The organism is Hymenobacter fodinae (assembly GCF_004745825.1).
GTDB lineage: Bacteria > Bacteroidota > Bacteroidia > Cytophagales > Hymenobacteraceae > Hymenobacter > Hymenobacter fodinae.
This window is the reverse complement of record NZ_SRLA01000002.1, coordinates 175,836-192,339: the sequence shown is the minus strand read 5'-3', so window position 1 is coordinate 192,339 and position 16,504 is coordinate 175,836. Positions and strand designations below refer to the sequence as shown.

The window sequence follows — 16,504 nt, the reverse complement described above, 5'->3', positions numbered from 1 at the left end:
CTGTTTCTCATACGCAAAATTTCGCACTTCAGGGGCGTGGCGCCTTGGCCAGGCTTTTTATTCCAGGATGGGCCGCCTATCTTTGATTCCTTTATTCCTAGGCCCTGCTTGTTGCGTCCGCGTATATTGTGAAAAAACCCCTCCTGCTTTTCCTCCCCGCTTTCGCGGCGCTCAGTCTCACTCAATGCCAGACCAGCAAGCCTGCCGCTACTACTGCCACTACTGCTCCGGCCGCCGCTAGCGCCACTCCTGCGCAGAAGGAATACAAGTACCAAACCGTAGAAGGCGACCCGCTTAAAGCGCGCATCTACACCCTGGATAACGGCCTGACCGTTTACCTTTCCGACTACGACGACGCTCCCCGCATTCAGACCTACATGGCCGTGCGTGCTGGCTCCAAGAACGATCCGCACAACGCCACTGGCCTAGCGCACTACCTAGAGCACATGGTGTTCAAGGGCACTTCCCGGCTAGGTACCCAGAACTGGGCCGCCGAGAAAGTTGAGCTGGATAAGATTGAAGCGCTCTACGAACAGTACCGTGCCCAAACTGACCCTGCGCGCCGCAAAAAGCTTTACCACCAGATCGACTCGGTATCGAGCGTGGCGGCCAAGTACGCAGTAGCGAATGAGTACGACAAGGTGATGGGCGCCATCGGGGCTAAGGGCTCTAATGCGTACACCTCGGTGGAGCAGACGGTCTACCAAGAGGACATTCCGAGCAACCAGATTGAGAAGTGGGCCGCCATTCAGAGCGAGCGGCTGGGCGAGATGGTGCCACGCCTGTTCCATACGGAGCTAGAAGCAGTGTACGAGGAGAAAAACCGCGGCCTCGACAGTGACTTCCGCAAGGAGCTGGAGATGCTGAACCGCAACCTCTTTCAGAAGCACGAGTACGGTACGCAGACGACCATCGGGACGATTGAGCACTTGCAGAATCCGTCCATCACGGAAATCAAGAAGTATTTCGGGCAGTACTACGTGCCCAACAACGTAGCCCTGTGCCTCTCCGGCGACCTGGATTACGACCATACCATCCGCATCATCGACCAGTATTTTGGCAAGCTCCCCAGCAAGCCGGTACCGGCCTTTACGCCTGCCAAGGAGGCTCCCATTACGGCTCCGATCGTGAAGGAAGTAATTGGCCCCGATGCAGAAAACGTAATGATTGGGTACCGCTTCCCTGGCACGGCAACGCGCGATGCGCTGGTGCTGCGGATGCTGGACAAGATCCTGACCAACGGCCAGGCTGGCCTCATCGACCTGAACCTGAACCAGAAGCAGGTGGTACTGAGCGCCGCCTCGTTCACAGATATCAACAACGACTACTCTTCCCACATTCTGTACGCGACGCCGCGGCAGGGCCAGAAGCTGGAGCAGGTGCGTGACCTGCTGCTAGGCCAGTTAGAGAAGGTGAAAAAGGGTGACTTTCCGGAGTGGTTGATTCCGGCCATTATCAACAACGAGCAACTGCAGCGTACCAAAAGCTACGAGAGCAATGAGGCCCGCGCCGGCGCCTTCGTGGAGGCTTTTGTTGCTCGTGAGGATTGGAAAGACTATCTGAAGCAGTTCGACGACTTCTCTACCATCACAAAGGAGGAAGTAGTGCGCGTGGCCAACCAGTACTATGGCCCCGGCTACGTGGCCGTGTACAAGCGCACCGGCCAAGACCCCAACAAGGTGAAAGTGGTGAAGCCGGCCATTACCCCGGTGCCCGTGAACCGCGAGGTAGCCTCCGACTTCTACAAGCAGGTCACCAGCATGACCTCGCCGGAGTTGCAGCCGGTGTTCCTCGACTACAAGAAGGATATTCAGGAAACAAAGCTGACCTCGGACGTGCCAGTGTTCTACACCCGCAACGCCGAGAACAACCTGTTCAACCTGTATTACGTGCTCGATATGGGCACGAACAACGACCCGCGCCTGGGCTTGGCCGCCGATTACCTGCAGTACCTGGGTACCGGCAAGTACAACGCCGAGCAGCTCCAGCAGGAGTTCTACAAATTGGGTTGCTCCTTTGCCGTGAGCAGCGGCCAGGACCGTATTTTTGTGAGCTTGAGTGGCCTAGACAGCAACTTCGAGCCGGCGCTGCAGCTATTCGAAAGCCTGCTGAACGCTCCTAAGCCCGATGCTGCGGCTCTGCAGAACATGGTGGCCGGTGAGCTGAAGTCGCGTCAGGATGCTAAGCTCAACAAAGGCGTGATTCTGAATCAGGCCATGCTGAACTACGCGAAGTATGGCGCGAAGAACCCCTTCACCAGCCGCTTGAGCGAGAAAGAGCTGAAAGCCCTGAAGCCGGAGCAACTTACTTCACTCATCAAGCAGATTCCGACCTACCAGCACCGCGTGCTGTACTACGGTCCGCGCCCGGCTACTGGCCTAGTAACTACCCTGAACGCCGACCACAAAGTACCTGCCACGCTCAAGCCCGTTCCGGCCAATAAAGACTTCGCCGAGCAACCCATGAATGCGCGCAAAGTCTATTGGGTAGACTACAACATGGTGCAGGCCGAAATCCTGTTCCTGACGAAGGGCGACGTGTATGACCGCAATATTGTGCCGACGGTGAGCCTTTACAACGAGTATTTCGGGGGTAGCATGGGCAGCATTGTGTTCCAGGAGCTGCGCGAGTCGAAGGCGCTGGCCTACTCGGCTTCTTCGCGCTACGCTAATGCCGACAAGCTGGGCCGCAGCAGCTACAACCTTAGCTACATCGGCACCCAGAGCGACAAGCTGCCTGAGGCCATGGCCGGCATGGAAGCCCTGCTGAACGACATGCCCGTGGCCGAAGCCAACCTGCAGATTGCCAAGAACGCCATCCGCAACAGCATTGCTACGGAGCGCATCACCAAGTCGGACGTGCTGTTCAACTACGAGCGCGCCAAGCGCCTAGGCCTCGACTACGATGTGCGCCGCGACGTGTACGAGAAGACGCAGAACATGAGCTTCTCAGACCTGCAGAAGTTTCAGCAGGCTAAGGTGAAGGGTCAGAACCAGACCATTCTGGTTATTGGCTCCAAAGACCGCCTCAATTTCAAGGAACTGGCCAAGTATGGTCAGGTCCAGCAACTCACGCTGAAAGAAATTTTCGGCTATTAAGACCTATTCGCCGGTGGCCTTCTGGCTAACCGCGCGATACCACCAAACCCACAACTCCTAAAATAACTGTCACGTAACACCTGACATCTTTTTCCAATGGCAGAGAAAATCACGATCAAAAACGGCAAGCTGAACGTTCCAGACCAACCCGTTATTCCCTTCATTGAGGGCGACGGTACGGGTCCGGACATTTGGGCGGCTTCCGTGCGAGTATTTGACGCGGCAGTAGCGAAAGCCTACGGCGGGTCGCGGAAGCTAGTGTGGAAAGAGGTATTGGCTGGTGAAAAATCTTTCAAGCAGACGGGCAACTGGCTGCCCAACGAAACCCTGGATGCTTTCCGCGACTACCTGGTGGGCATCAAAGGCCCCCTGACTACTCCCGTGGGCGGTGGCATCCGGAGCCTGAACGTGGCCCTGCGCCAGGAATTAGACCTATACGCCTGCGTGCGCCCCGTGCGGTGGTTTGAGGGCGTGCCTTCGCCCGTGAAGCACCCCGAGCTGACCGACATGGTTATCTTCCGCGAGAACACCGAGGATATCTACGCCGGCATTGAGTACATGAACGGCACGCCTCAGGCCCAGAAAATGCTGGAATTCCTGCAGGACGAGATGGGTGTAAAGAAAATCCGCTTCCCTGAGACATCTTCGTTCGGCATTAAGCCTGTGTCAAAGGAAGGCACGGAGCGGCTGGTGCGCGCAGCCATTGAGTACGCCATTTCGCACAACAAGCCTTCGGTGACGCTGGTGCACAAGGGCAACATCATGAAGTTCACCGAGGGTGCCTTCAAAACCTGGGGTTACGAGCTAGCTGAGCGTGAGTTCGGCGACAAAGTATACACCTGGGCTCAATATGATAAAGTGCTGGCCAAGCAGGGCCAGGAAGTAGCCGACGCCCAGCAGAAAGCCGCGCTGGATGGTGGCAAAATCCTCATCAAGGACAGCATTGCCGATGCCTTCCTGCAGCAGATTCTGCTCCGCCCCGCCGAGTACTCGGTAGTGGCTACCCTGAACCTGAACGGCGACTATATCTCCGACGCCCTGGCCGCCATTGTGGGTGGTATTGGCATCGCGCCTGGTGCCAACATCAACTACCTGACTGGTCACGCCATCTTCGAAGCTACCCACGGCACCGCCCCCAAGTACGCCAATCAGGACAAGGTTAACCCCGGCTCAGTTATCCTCTCAGGCGCCATGATGTTCGAGCACTTGGGCTGGCAGGAAGCCGCTGACCTGATCTACAAAGGCCTCGAAGCTGCCATTGCCTCCAAGCGCGTTACCTACGACTTCGAGCGTCTGATGGAAGGCGCCACCTTGCTGAAGTGCAGTGAGTTCGCCGACGAGATTATCAACCGGATGTAGTGGCTTGGCAGTAGCCAATTAAACACAAGAAACCCCGCGTTGGCTGTAAGGCCGGCGCGGGGTTTTGTTTTGAAGTGATTGGTGCCGTGGTTAATGTAGCGTCATGCGCAGCAGCAAAAATCATCTGTCATGATTTCTATCGGCAAATATTACTTTAGCTCATTACCATCATTGCTTGATGCTTTTCATTCAAAAGCTGTTCGGCCGAAAAAAGCCTACTATTCACTCCCTGGTATTCGAAACGTTTGGCTGGTCAGAGCGCCAAGCTAGTGCAGAGTTGCGCGAATGGCAGCATCCGTCTATACCAGCTTTATTGTCACTGCATTTTTTCGACATACCCCCTGATTTACCGCCTGCTGCCGACGAGGTAAAGTTGCGCCAAAAGTACCGTCAGAGCCTAATCCAACAAGAGGGCGGCATATTGGAAGTGACACGTAGTGCAATAGAGGGTGCACCACTAATTCGAACGCTATTCAAGCTACCAACAAATTCTAATGGTGTGCTGTACGCTGGTTCACTTACAATTCCTTTCAAGAGTTGCAGTTATGTAATCAAAGTACAAGCCCGCGAGAGTGGTGTTACCGGCATGCGCGAAGCTGTGGTAGCCAACATGCTGCTGGGCACAGACCAACTAAAGATCGGTGATGATGGCTTTATTGGCTGGGCCGCTGATCCATATGAACCAACCTTCACCGCAGGGAAACTTATGAACTTGGCTGAGAGGCCTGAATATGACATCCAATTTCCTAACCATCCACTCACCTTGGTTCGGCAAACACTACGGGCTATAGAAACTCAGATACATCTACCACCTGAACGAATAGAAGCACTTCCATTCGTTTAGTTCAGCTTTACCAACTATTGGGGTGTGCTAGATTGCCCCGCTCCCTAAAGTTCCGGTTGTTCTTGCAGCCGGAGCTTTGTCTTTTCAAACGACTCGTTGTTAGGCTGACAACCGTACGGATGGGGTATTGGGGAAGTCCATCGACAAACAGAGCGCCCTGCTTAGGGCGCTCTGTGAGGTTTAAGCCAATTGTAAGGGTAGGCGCTAAGTATTAAAAACCAGTTCCCCTCCTCATCTGAGGAGGGGAACTGGCCTTAGCTTCGTACGTGGCCGTCAATTAGGGGCTTTCAGTATACCAATTCTGGCCTAGGTTTCTCGGCGCCGAAGCATTTGAGAGGCCTAGGCCAGATAGGTTTTCGAAGATTTAGCATTGGCATCTGCTGGCTTCTTCGGCAGGCTATTTCGCCTGTGTCTTTTTCAGATAGGCGGCAGCAGCGGTGTTTTTCGGGTTGAGCGCCAAGGCCCGCTTGTAGTTTTGAGTGGCAAGGTCCTGGTTGCCCAAGTCGGCGTAGGTTTCGGCGAGGCTGTCGTAGGTGTTGGCGCTTTGGGGGTAGAGGCTAACGTTGAGCTTAAACACTTCCACGGCCTCCCGCGCCATATTCTGCCGGAGCAGGGCGTAGCCCCAAGCGTTTACCTCATTCTCGGGCAACTGATAGGCGGCATTTTTCTTTTTCTCCTGTTTCACCAGCGCCGAAGCTTGCGCAAAGCCCCGCTTGCGGAGCTCGGTGTGCAGGGCCCGGATGGTGGGTGGCAGTCCAAACCCGGCCACGGCGCGCATATCGGGGAGGTAGTGGCCGGCTATTTCATCGATGAACAGGTCGGGGTTAGCCCCAATGAGGTTGGTCAAGACCACGATGGCCAAGTCGTTCTCGGGGTAGATGAACAGAGCAGAGCGCCCCCCTCCTACCGGCGCTACCGCGCGGTGCTCAGGGCGCGTTACGGTAGGCCAGCCCAGGGCGTAGCCGTTCAGCATCTGGCTGAAACCTCGCTGGGTACCGTTGTTGAGGTTGCCGGGTGTCCAGAGAACGGGGAGGCTGGCGGGTTTCAGCAACTGGCCCTGCTGCAGGGCAATGATCCAGCGAGCCACTTCCTCAGCGGTGGAGCTCATGCCGGCGGCCGTGCGCAGCATGGGCGGGAACGTCTCGAAGGTGTTGCGCAGCTGGTTGCCGCGCTGCATCCGGCCGTTGATGTTGTGGTAGTAGGTGTAGCCACGGGCGCCGTGGGGTAGCACGTCGTGGGCATCGCCGAAAGTCGTGCGGGTCATGCCTACTACTTTCAGCTGGCGCTGTTGAATAAACTCAATGAACGGCTGACCGCTGAGCGTATCAATAATTTTGCCCAGCAGCAGGTAATTGGTTTGATTGTAGGCGAACTTCTCGCCGGGCACGAAATCCATGGGCTGAGTTTGCACCTTAGCCCACGCCGCGCTTTCATTTTCCTCGGTCACCATCTCGTCGTCGGGCATAATGTCGGGCAGGCCGGAGGTGTGGGTGAGCAGTTGCCGGACGGTAACAGGTTGCCAAGCTGCGGGTAGGCCACTCATGTAACGCGACACGGGTGCTGTCAGATCCAGCTTGCCGGCTTCTACCAACTGCATCACCGCCACGCCCACAAACGCCTTGGTGATAGAGTTGATGGTAAACCGCGTCTGGTTGGTTACCGGTACCGAGTCCTGCACGTTGGCCAGCCCGTAGTGCGCCGTTTTGATGATGTTGCCATGCCGAATAACCGCCAGCTGCAAGCCCGGAATCCGGAGTTGGCGCATTTTGGCGGTCAGGAATAAGTCGAGGCTATCGGCGGGAGCTTGGGCGTTGGCGTGGCCGAAGCCGCTCAGCAGCAGAAGCAGCACTCCTGCGGCACGACTCAGCCAGGTGAGTTGGGATTTCATGACGATGAGAAAGTTGGGAGAGAAGGAATTTAGTGGCCTAGCGCCTGCAAGCGGCACGGGCCTTTAGTCAGACAGATGCGCCCACCTAGTATAGGGTTGCCTGAATACTATGCTTCTTTCCTACCCGCTCGCTAGGCCAGTTAGCCACGCTATAGAGTATCTTGCGGGCTCATACTACCATTTCTTGCGTGCAGACTTTATTGGGGCGCTTACGGGCTGTTGGAATCTTGGAAGGTATATCCTTTCTGGTGCTGTTGGGTATTGCGATGCCGCTGAAATACATGTTTGAGGAGCCAGCAGCCGTGCGCATTGTGGGCATGGCCCACGGGGTGCTATTCGTACTGTATGTGCTCTTGGTGCTGCAGGCTAGCCTTACCTATAGCTGGTCGTGGCGGAAGGTGCTGCTAGCGCTGATAGTTTCGGTGGTGCCGTTTGGCACTTTCTGGGCCGATAAGAAACTGTTTCGGGAGTAACACGGAGCCGAAGTGGCCTAGCGCAGTAAGTAAAGTCATGCCCTGGCTACATCTTGGTAGTAGGCCACATACTGTCTACTATCTAGGGTGGTGTGGGCTTGTTTTATTCTCATCCAACGAGTTGGACTTTTCAACTATCTAGGCCACCTGCTACCCTACTGCGAGTTAGATGTGCCTACAGCTCCGCTATTGCACAAAAGGCAGGGTATAGCATATAAGTTGCAGCATCTCTAGGGCATTACTTAGTGAGCTTTGCTGGCTGCGTTGGTATAGGTAAGTAGGGGGCTGGCAGTAATCTGCAATGACGTTTACGGATGAGGAATTTGCTAAAAGCAGGTGCAAATGGGCTATTGTCCTGTAGCTAACAGGCAGCTTTATATTAATTATCACACTATTAGTCATTTGAACATTTCCAATTATGTTATACCAACATATATCATTGTACTATTTTACTAATATTTATCCATTAGCCATAATTATTAACAATTTGGCAATAGTCAAGTCCTATAATCAGGCTAATTTTGCATTTCCGTAAGCCCTGATAATCAGCCCGGAACTAGTTCTCACGTTTTTTTCTTGCTGGTGTATGCCAAAATCTCTACGACGTGCTCTGCACTGTTGGTTGCTCCTGCCATGTCTGGCGCTTCATCCGCTGCTGGCCGCGGCCGATGTTCAAGAAACCTTTGACACTGGCAGCAAGCCAGATTATCCGACGGGCACAGTGGCCTTATCTACTGGCACCTGGACGCTGAACGACGCGGTGTTGGGCAGCTCTGAGGCAGACCGTAAGAATGGAGCCCAGGCCGTACGTCTACAGAAAAATGGCCGCCTGACCATGGATTTTTTTGCACTCAACGGAGCCTCAACCGTTACCGTGCAGCATGCCATTTACGGCTCCGATGCCAGTAGCAGCTGGGAGCTCTGGGCTCAGCCTGAGGCCTGCAACTGCAATAAGTGGACAAAAGTGGGCAGCACGGTTTTTACCACTAGCACCACCCTCCAAACGGCCGCCTTTACCGTGAATATTTCCGGCAAGGTCAAGTTCGAAATCCGCAAGACTTCCGGCGGCGTGGCTCGCCTGGACATCGACGATTTCAAGGTGGCGGATTACGGTATTGTACCGCCCACCACCGACAATGTCAACCTAGCCCTGGGTAACCCCAGCGGCGCCATTACCGACATCAACTTCCCCAATAACTATCTGCTCGTGAAGCCCCAGTATGTAGTGGGCTACAACCGCGACCAGGGCAAGCCCAACTGGGTGAGCTGGCACTTAGACGCCGCAGACCGCGGCGGCATCGACCGGCAGGACGACTTCCGCAACGACGCCTCTCTGCCGGCCGGGTGGTACCAGGTGACGGATAGAAGCTACAGCGGCTCGGGCTTCGACCGGGGCCATAACTGCCCTTCCGCCGACCGCACTTCGAGCATAGAGAACAACTCGGCGACGTTCCTGATGACGAACATGATGCCTCAGGCCCCGGATAACAACCAGGGTCCCTGGGCTAATCTGGAGAATTACGCCCGCACATTCCTGCCCTCTAATGAGGTATACATTGTGTGTGGCAGCTACGGCGTAGGCGGCACGGGTAGCAATGGCTTTGCTCAGACAATTGACGAAGGCCGTGTTACGGTACCTAACCGCACTTGGAAGGTGATGGTTATTCTGCCCGTGGGCGACAATGATGTGTCGCGCATTTCGGCTACCACCCGCGTCATTGCCATCGACATGCCGAACACCAACGGCATCCGCAATACCGATTGGGGCACCTACCGCACCAGCGTAGACGCTATTGAGGCTGCTACCGGTTACGACCTGCTCTCGGCTCTGCCCGTGGAAGTACAGGCGGCTATTGAATCGAAAGTTGATGCGGGCCCCACGAACTAGGCTTCGCTCTCAGTCTTACTTCTCCATCGGTTTTTGCGGCATTGCTGTCATCATATGAACAATACTTCTAATCAGTCTTCCCTCTTCGGGCGAACTAGAAAGCTGATTACCGGGCTCCTAACTGGCCTAGCCACTACGGGGCTTGTAGCTTCCTCGCTTTCTGCGCAAGCTCAGGGTCCTACTCCGCTGTCACTAACCAGCGCCACCCCCGTTACAGAAAACTTCAATGGCCTGGGCACCGTTTTAGGTGCCCAAGTGCCAAAAGGATTTGTGTTGGCCGTTAGCACTACCGCTAGCCCTAGCGTTACGTACGCTAACCCCGCTAACACAACAGCTACTACCCGCATAGGTGGCACTTCTGGCACCAATGCCATGAACAGCTCCTCGGCTGGTGGCGTCTACAACTTTGCCGATGGCGTTGCGGCCAGTGCAACTGACCGGGCCCTGGGCTTTTTGTCGAGTGGCTCGTTTGCTGCGCCCCGCCACCTGCTGCTGGCTTTGCAGAACAACACGGGTGCTACCATCACGGATCTAACAGTGGCCTACGATATTGAGAAGTATCGTAGCGGCACTACGGCCTTTGAGTGGCAGTTCTTCACGAGTTCTGATGGCGTTACCTGGACCCAGGATGCTAGTGCCACCGAGAAATACGTGGATGCCACCACGGCCTTGGTTACGCCTGTTAATTCAGTTACCAAGAACCGGGTTATCACTGGGCTAAACTTGCCCGCTGGTGCTACTACCTATCTACGCTGGTCTTACGTAGGGGCTGGCAATACCAATGCGGCCGGACTGGGCCTCGACAACCTCAGCATCACGCCTACCCTTTCCGGGAATCAGCCGCCAGCTCCCACGGCTACTATCACAACGGGTAGCGTATCTGCGGCTTCGTTCTGCGTGAGCCCTACGGCGGGCAGCGCGCCTTTTGAGGTGGCCTACACCAGCACGGGCACCTTTACGGGTACCTACAAAGTGCAGCTTTCTGATGCTACTGGGGTATTTGCGAGCAGCTCTACTGCCAACATCATCGGCAGCGGCTCCTCCTCTCCTATCTCGGCCTCTATTCCGGCGGGTACGGCCAGCGGCACCCAATACCGGGTGCGGGTCCTGAACGATGCTCCCGCGACGGTGGGCTCCACCAGCAGCTCCGCCCTGACGGTGAACCTCACCTCGGCCAGCAGCCCAGTTTCGGTTTCGCCTTCCTCCCCTCAAACCATTACCACTACGGGTAGCGGCGCCACGCTCAACGCTACTGCAGCAGCGGGCTCTACCATTGAGTGGCTGTATGGCACTAGCGACACCGGTACGTTTACCGCTATTAGCGGTGCTACTACTGCTTCCTATCAACTGAAAGGTGCCGATTTCCCTGGCGCTGGCACATACTACTTGGTAGCCCGGGCTACTACCTCCACAGCTTGTGGCAATATTGCGGGCCAAAGCAGCCCCATTATGGTAACGGTTGCTGCACCGGCCCCCTCCCCCGTACTTACGGTTTCGCAGAGCTCCTTGCCCAGCTTTGGCAATGTGGCGGTAGGCGAAGGTGGCTCGGCCAAAAGCTTTGTTGTAAGCGGCACCAGCCTAACTGGCAACGTCACCATTACACCTCCAGCGGGCTTTGAAATCCGGACGGGCACCAGCCCCTTTGCATGCTGCTCTATTGTGCTCTCGCCCGTGAATGGCGTAGTTCCGAACACCACTATTGATGTGCGGTTTGCTCCCTCGGATGCCCAAGCCGCCCAGGCCAGCATTCCCGTAACCACCACTGGCTCGGCCGATCAGGCCGTAGCTGTGAGTGGCACCGGCGTGGCTCCCGTGTACCCCGCTACCCTGGTTACCGCCGCCGTAACGAACCTTACGCCCACCAGCGCTACCACCGGCGGCACTATTGCTGATGATGGCGGCAGCGCAGTAACGGCCCGCGGCGTGGTATGGAGCAAAACCACCAACCCCACGCTAGGCACCACCCGCACGGCAGATGGCGCCGGCTCGGGTGAGTTCAGCAGCACCATTACGGGCCTGTTGCCCGGCACTACCTACTACGTGCGCGCCTATGCTACTAACGGTACCAGCACAGCCTACGGCGACGAGCTAACGTTTACCACGGTAGCCGTGCCATTGGCCCCAGAGCCCACCACTCCGGCTGCTCTCACGGCCAGTGCCGTCACTACTACCTCGCTCCAGCTAAACCTGACCGGCGGCAACGGCACGACCAAATACTTGGTAGTAGGCCACTTGGCGGCCCCCGTTGACGCTGAACCTACCGATGCCACCACTTACACTGCTGATGCAGCTTTTGGAAAAGGCAGCGTGCTAGGGAAAGGTAATTACGTGGTGTACAACAGCAACGGCTCTAGCGTAACGGTTACCAACCTGCGCGCCAACACGCCCTACTACTTCACTGTTTTTGCCTTCAACGACAACGACACGCCCTTTGCCGAAAACTACCTGACGACTACGCCTGGTACGCTGACGCAAACCACTGAGGCCGCAGCAATTGCGCTGCTGGTGGAAGAAAACTTCGAGTACTCAACTGGCACACTCCTGACGGCGAATAACTGGACGGCGCACAGCGGCACGGGTACTAAATCGGTGGCGGTAGTGGCCAAGCCGCTTTCTTACCAAGGCTACAGCGCCAACAGCGGCAACGCGGCCGCACTGACCGCTAGTGGCGAAGATGTGAACCGCACCTTCAGCCCGGTATACAGCCGCACGCCTGTGTACGCTTCGTTCCTGGTAAATGTGTCCAATGTTACCACCAGCGGCGACTACTTCTTCCACCTGGGTCCGCAGACGATTGGCAGCACGTTCCGCGGCCGGGTATTTGTGCGGAAAGATGCCAGCAACAAACTGCAGTTTGGCGTAAGCAGTGGCTCCGGTACAGCTGACTACACGCCCGCCCAGTATGACCTGAACACGACGTATCTGGTAGTGCTGAAGTACTCGTTTGACGAACTGGGCAACAGCGCCCAACTCTTCATCAACCCCACTACCACCAACCAGGAGCCGGCTACCCCTTCGGCTAGTGCTACAGAAACCGGCACCACGCCTGCCGCTCCGAACGACAACATTGGCTCGGTAGCGCTGCGCCAGGGCTCGGCTTCGCCCGTGCTGACGGTGGATGGCATTCGGGTGGGCAATACGTACCGGGTGGTGCGCACGGGCCTCACCTGCCTCGATCCGGTGCTGACGGTTCCGACCATTGCTACGGTTAGCACGTCGGCTGACCAGTGCGGGGCCTCCGTAGCATTTGCTGCCACGGCCACTGGCACCCCTGCGCCGGCCATTACTTACACCATCGTGAAAGATGGTGTGGTTACGCCCATCACCTCGCCTTACCTTTTCCCGGTGGGTACTACCACGGTTACGGCCAGCGCAACCAATGCCTGCAGCACCGATACGAAGACCTTCACGGTAATTGTAGAAGACAAGCAAGCTCCCATCGTGCTGACGCAACCTCTGACGGTGGCGCTGAGCAACGGCACGGCCACCATTACGGCGGCCCAAGTAGACAAAGGCAGCACCGACGCGTGCGGTATTGCTTCGCTGAGCCTGGACCGGACCACCTTTAGCTGCGAGAACATCGGGGACAACACCGTGACGCTCACTGTTACTGACATCCATGGCAACACGGCCTCGGCTACAGCCACCGTTACGGTAACGGGCGAAATTCCCAAGCCAGCCATTACAGTCACGCCTACTTCCAACGTGTACACGGGCGGCGTAGCCACCACCCTGTACTTAGGCTACGGACCGAAGAGCGCTACTCTTACCGCTACGGGCGGAGTGGCCTACAGCTGGACTCCGGCGGCGGGCCTCAGCAATGCCACGGTTGCCAACCCCGTCTTCACGCCTACCACGCCCGGTACCTTCACGTTCACGGTTACCGTAACCAGCGCCTCGGGCTGCACCGCCACAGAGAGCGTAACGCTAACGGTGATTGACGTACGCTGCGGCAACAAAGGCAATAAGGTAACAGTGTGCCACAAGGGCAATGCGCTGTGCATTGGTGCTGACGATGTAGCTGACCACCTGAAGCACGGCGACCAACTTGGCGACTGCCTGAAGAGCACCTCGCAGCAGAGCGCTGTGCTGGCAGGCGAGGCTACCCAGGCGCCGGTATTCGATGCTTACCCCAACCCCTTCACGGAGCGGACGGTAGTGCACTTCCGCGCGGCCGCAACGGGCGCTGCACAACTGCAGCTTTATAACTCGCTAGGCCAGGTAGTGAAGACCCTGTACAGCGGAGTAGCCCAGGCGGGCCAAGAGTATGAGTTTACGCTGGAAGGCGCTGGCTTACCGGCGGGTCTCTATACCGGCCGCCTCCTCCTCGATGGGCAAGTGCACACCCTACGCCTGGTGCTGAATAAGTAAGCGGCATTAACCTACAAGCAGAAAGCGGCGCCAGATAATTGGCGCCGCTTTTTTTATTATCACTTATTAGATAGCACACAATCCACTAATCTTACCCCTTATCAACCACTTAGCTACACTCACTATGCCTACCACCTCGCAGAAAGACAAGGGCGCCCAGCTCATATTCGTTATAGCTATTTGCTTGGTGGCTAGCGCCCCCCTCCCAATGTGGTTTAAGGGGCTGTTCGTGGAAGATTCCGGCAACTTCTCCATCGGCGTTACCGGCGTAGTGCTCTTGACGATGGGCATGCTGCGCCGCTGGCGCCCAGCCAGGAGTATTCTGCTGGGACTAACAATTCTATATCTATGCGTGGATGTGGTGGCCTTCACCCTTTCGCCCGATAAAGTAGGGTTTCTGCTCATCGGGCCACTGCACTTGCTGGCATTGTGTCTGCTGGCTTTCTCGCGCGATGTGCGCCAGTACGTTGAAGAGCCGGCTACTACTGCCTAAGCAGTGGCCTAGCCGCTTCTCGTAAATAAAAAAGAGCCCCGTGTCAGGGGCTCTTTCGGTTTTCAGTAAAGCCAGACTGGCCTAGGTATTCAGCACCTCACCTCCGTTGGGATGAATGGCCTGTCCCGTGATGTATGAAGCATCTTCCGAAGCCAAGAATACGTAGGCCGGAGCTACTTCCGAAGGTTGGCCGGGGCGCTTCATGGTGGTGTCTTTGCCGAACGCAGCTACCTTATCTGGTGGGAAGCTGGCGGGGATGAGGGGCGTCCAGATCGGGCCCGGCGCCACAGTGTTGGCGCGGATCTTCTTCTCGGCTAGCTGCTGGGCAATAGAGCGCGTGTAGGCCGTAATGGCTCCCTTGGTGGAAGAGTAATCGACGAGCTGCTGATTGCCACGGTAGGCATTGATGGACGACGTGTTGACGATGGAGTCGCCTTCCTTCATGTGAGGTAAAGCGGCCTGGGTCACGCGCACAAAGGAGAAGAAATTGACCTGGAAGGTGTCTTCAAACTGCGAGTAAGGTAGCTCGGCCACATCGGTGCTGGGGAACTGCTCGGCGGCGTTATTTACCAGCACGTTCAGGCCACCCAGTTCTTCCACGGTCTGGCTCACGATGTTCTTGCAGTAGTCATGGTCGCGCAGGTCGCCGGGCAGAGTGAGGCAGCGGCGGCCTTCGGCCTCTACCAGCTGGCGGGTTTCGTAAGCGTCCTGCTCCTCGTGGGGCATGTAGGTAATAGCCACGTCGGCGCCCTCGCGGGCAAAGTGTACGGCCACGGCGCGCCCGATGCCGGAGTCGCCGCCTGTAATGAGGGCCACTTTATCCTGGAGCTTACCGCTGCCTTTATAACCCGGCCGGATGTATTCCGGCTTCGGGGTCATTTCTTGTTCAATGCCCGGTTGTTGATCTTGGTGTTGAGGTGGCAGGGAGGTTGGTTTATTTTCCATAGCGTTTGGTAAAGATTGAGTCTTTACCAACGCGAGGCCGGCGCCGGGGTTACGGTTGAGCAGCCTAAACAGCAGGCCTACAGCACTCTTAGGCTAGCTAGTTTACTCCCGCTCTAAGGCAGAAAACTCCGCCAGTATTCGGGTTACAAACTGTTTGCCGCTCTCGGTGAAGGGCGTCAGCTTAGTCAGTACAGCCTGCCATCTTTCCAGCCTTTCCGCGTCCGTCAGGTCGTAGCTCCGTTGGTAGTTGCCCTCCTTCTCTACGAACTTGTAGGAGTTCTTGCGCCACACGTAATCCAGCAGAATCTCGTCGTTGCGTAGGCGCGACAGGCCGGTTCCGTCGTCTCCTATTTCGGCATAAAGAAAGGCCCCGTGGTAGTAGCACAGCACCCGGTAGCCTTCCTTGTCAGAAGAGGACATGGCGAATTCTCCGCTTTTCAACTTCTTAAGCAGCAATTGCTGGCACTCCACAATGGTAGACGCCTCAGGCCCGATAGGTGGTACTTGCACGGAAGGAACGGGGTGTTTCGACGGGGTAAAAATAGAGACCAGCCGCTGCCACATACGCATACGCTAGCGTAGGGCACTCTGCGCCACCCGCGCCGTTACCAGCAACTGGCCTACGTGCCGCGTGGTGTGCTCGGTGGCGTGGGTCAGCAACCCGATTACCGTGCTGGGCAGCCCTTGCCGCCCCACCGGCCGAAACTCAGGCAGCGTGGCTTCGGGGGTGGCGCGCAGTGTGCGCAGCATCTGCTCTACCGCCTCGTGGAAGCGCTGGACCAACGTTGCGGTAGTATCGGGGGTGCCGGGCACTACGGGGCCATCCTTCTCGGCGGCGAGGTACTGAAATTGAGCTTCAGAAAGAGGCTCGTGGCGGGCGTAGGCCTGCATCCGGTCGAGCACCCCAGCTAGGTGGCGCAGATGAAACCCCACGGACGCCACACCGGCCGGACGCGCCGCTAGCAGCTCGTCGGGGAAGTGGCCTAGGGCCGTAGCAACTTCATCGCGGGCTTGCAGTAGGGCGTGAGCTAGGGGCTGGAGCAGCGGTGGCACGTCGGGCAGCGGTCCGCGCAGCCAAACTTCGGGGAGAGTAGCGGGTGTCATGCAGCAGTAACCGCCAGACTGGCCTAGAGTTGTAGAGGGCA

The 16,504-nt window shown here is 56.9% G+C and carries 11 protein-coding genes; 7 read left to right on the top strand and 4 right to left on the bottom strand.

Annotated elements, in window-relative coordinates; all coding sequences use genetic code 11:
- Nucleotides 1–128: 128 nt before the first annotated feature.
- From EU556_RS07990 to EU556_RS07980, 3 genes are all read left to right on the top strand, one after another.
- Nucleotides 129–3,098 (top strand): M16 family metallopeptidase, encoded by a 2,970-nt coding sequence (locus EU556_RS07990; protein WP_245327527.1) that lies wholly within the window; start codon nt 129–131, stop codon nt 3,096–3,098.
- A gap of 96 nt (nt 3,099–3,194) precedes the next feature.
- Entirely contained in the window at nt 3,195–4,457 is a 1,263-nt protein-coding gene (gene icd / locus EU556_RS07985) for an NADP-dependent isocitrate dehydrogenase (protein ID WP_135432995.1), read from the top strand.
- Nucleotides 4,458–4,635: 178 nt separating this feature from the next.
- The gene (locus EU556_RS07980; protein ID WP_135432993.1) at nt 4,636–5,301 is read left to right on the top strand and encodes a hypothetical protein; all 666 of its coding nucleotides are present in this window, start codon (nt 4,636–4,638) and stop codon (nt 5,299–5,301) included.
- A gap of 397 nt (nt 5,302–5,698) precedes the next feature.
- On the opposite strand, the gene EU556_RS07975 is transcribed toward EU556_RS07980, so the two are convergent.
- Entirely contained in the window at nt 5,699–7,189 is a 1,491-nt protein-coding gene (locus EU556_RS07975; protein ID WP_135432991.1) for a serine hydrolase, read from the bottom strand.
- A gap of 188 nt (nt 7,190–7,377) precedes the next feature.
- Here EU556_RS07975 and EU556_RS07970 point away from each other — a divergent pair, with 188 nt between their 5' ends.
- From EU556_RS07970 to EU556_RS07955, 4 genes are all read left to right on the top strand, one after another.
- A complete protein-coding gene (locus EU556_RS07970) occupies nt 7,378–7,662 on the top strand; it encodes a DUF3817 domain-containing protein (protein ID WP_210116243.1) in 285 nt (94 codons plus the stop codon).
- Nucleotides 7,663–8,248: 586 nt separating this feature from the next.
- A complete protein-coding gene (locus tag EU556_RS07965; RefSeq protein ID WP_135432989.1) occupies nt 8,249–9,550 on the top strand; it encodes a DNA/RNA non-specific endonuclease in 1,302 nt (433 codons plus the stop codon).
- A gap of 54 nt (nt 9,551–9,604) precedes the next feature.
- Nucleotides 9,605–13,921, top strand: a complete 4,317-nt coding sequence (locus EU556_RS07960; protein ID WP_135432987.1) for a T9SS type A sorting domain-containing protein — start codon at nt 9,605–9,607, stop codon at nt 13,919–13,921.
- Nucleotides 13,922–14,045: 124 nt separating this feature from the next.
- Nucleotides 14,046–14,414 carry a hypothetical protein gene (locus EU556_RS07955; RefSeq protein WP_135432985.1) on the top strand — a complete coding sequence of 123 codons (369 nt, stop codon included), beginning with the start codon at nt 14,046–14,048 and terminating at the stop codon, nt 14,412–14,414.
- A gap of 81 nt (nt 14,415–14,495) precedes the next feature.
- Here EU556_RS07955 and EU556_RS07950 read toward each other — a convergent pair whose 3' ends face one another.
- The 3 genes from EU556_RS07950 to EU556_RS07940 all read right to left on the bottom strand — a co-directional run bounded on the left by EU556_RS07950 (nt 14,496) and on the right by EU556_RS07940 (nt 16,463).
- A complete protein-coding gene (locus tag EU556_RS07950; protein WP_135432983.1) occupies nt 14,496–15,359 on the bottom strand; it encodes an SDR family oxidoreductase in 864 nt (287 codons plus the stop codon).
- Between the two features lie 102 nt (nt 15,360–15,461).
- Nucleotides 15,462–15,869 carry a hypothetical protein gene (locus EU556_RS07945; RefSeq protein ID WP_135432981.1) on the bottom strand — a complete coding sequence of 136 codons (408 nt, stop codon included), beginning with the start codon at nt 15,867–15,869 and terminating at the stop codon, nt 15,462–15,464.
- A 63-nt stretch (nt 15,870–15,932) separates the two neighbouring features.
- The gene (locus EU556_RS07940; RefSeq protein ID WP_135432979.1) at nt 15,933–16,463 is read right to left on the bottom strand and encodes a DinB family protein; all 531 of its coding nucleotides are present in this window, start codon (nt 16,461–16,463) and stop codon (nt 15,933–15,935) included.
- Between the last annotated feature and the right edge of the window lie 41 nt (nt 16,464–16,504).

What these genes read in the sequence shown, in the direction of transcription:
- icd (WP_135432995.1), top strand. Translation starts at nt 3,195, where the DNA reads ATGGCAGAGAAAATCACGATCAAAAACGGCAAGCTGAACGTTCCAGAC.
- EU556_RS07980 (WP_135432993.1), top strand. Translation starts at nt 4,636, where the DNA reads ATGCTTTTCATTCAAAAGCTGTTCGGCCGAAAAAAGCCTACTATTCAC.
- EU556_RS07975 (WP_135432991.1), bottom strand. Translation starts at nt 7,189, where the DNA reads ATGAAATCCCAACTCACCTGGCTGAGTCGTGCCGCAGGAGTGCTGCTT.
- EU556_RS07965 (WP_135432989.1), top strand. Translation starts at nt 8,249, where the DNA reads ATGCCAAAATCTCTACGACGTGCTCTGCACTGTTGGTTGCTCCTGCCA.
- EU556_RS07960 (WP_135432987.1), top strand. Translation starts at nt 9,605, where the DNA reads ATGAACAATACTTCTAATCAGTCTTCCCTCTTCGGGCGAACTAGAAAG.
- EU556_RS07955 (WP_135432985.1), top strand. Translation starts at nt 14,046, where the DNA reads ATGCCTACCACCTCGCAGAAAGACAAGGGCGCCCAGCTCATATTCGTT.
- EU556_RS07950 (WP_135432983.1), bottom strand. Translation starts at nt 15,359, where the DNA reads ATGGAAAATAAACCAACCTCCCTGCCACCTCAACACCAAGATCAACAA.
- EU556_RS07940 (WP_135432979.1), bottom strand. Translation starts at nt 16,463, where the DNA reads ATGACACCCGCTACTCTCCCCGAAGTTTGGCTGCGCGGACCGCTGCCC.